We start from the raw sequence: 588 nt of genomic DNA, 5'->3' as shown, positions 1-588 counted from the left end.
GTCCAGGTGAGCTTGTCGGCCGAAGGCGTCCACTTGGTCGCCAGGTACGGCGCGGGGGTACCGTCGGTGTTCAGGGAGTTCAGGGACGGGTAGACGGCGCTGAAGACATCCAGCGAGCCGGCGAAGTACGCCAGGAACGGGTTCAGCGAGTCGATGCCGTTGCCGGTCATCGCGGCGCGCAGGGTGGTGCCCTTGGTGTCGGCGGCGGCCCCGGGGGCCAGGGCGACCGAGCCGAGGGCGAGAGTGCCGGTGAGGGCTGCGGCGGCCAGCGCGGTAGCACGTCGGCGTATCGCGCTGCGGACCATTGTGTGTGTCATTTCGTGCCACTCCAGGAGCGTGGGTACGGCGCGGACCACGGGGGTCCGCGTCGTACCGGTGAACGTGCTGTGTGCTGCCTTGCTGTGGCGAGCCGGGGCAATGCTGCGTGGCTCGCCTGTCGTGCGGCCGGTGACGGCCGGTGAGTCAGCCCGCTGCGGGGCCGGAGGGATCCGCCCGGAGGAAGGTGTCCAGGACCCGGACACCGAAGGCGAGGCTTTCGGTGAGGACGTGCTCGTCGACGCCGTGTACGTAGTCCCAGCTGTTGAAGCC

General features: G+C 69.9%; 1 pseudogene. It reads right to left on the bottom strand.

The window, feature by feature from the left end:
- A pseudogene (locus AC1DYK_RS35525) lies at positions 1-317 on the bottom strand (hypothetical protein); the annotation flags it as partial.
- Positions 318-588: the final 271 nt, after the last annotated feature.

This window comes from Variovorax sp. P2_H12 (assembly GCF_056403395.1).
The sequence above is the reverse complement of the archived record's forward strand: the minus strand, read 5'-3'. Positions and strand labels throughout refer to the sequence as shown.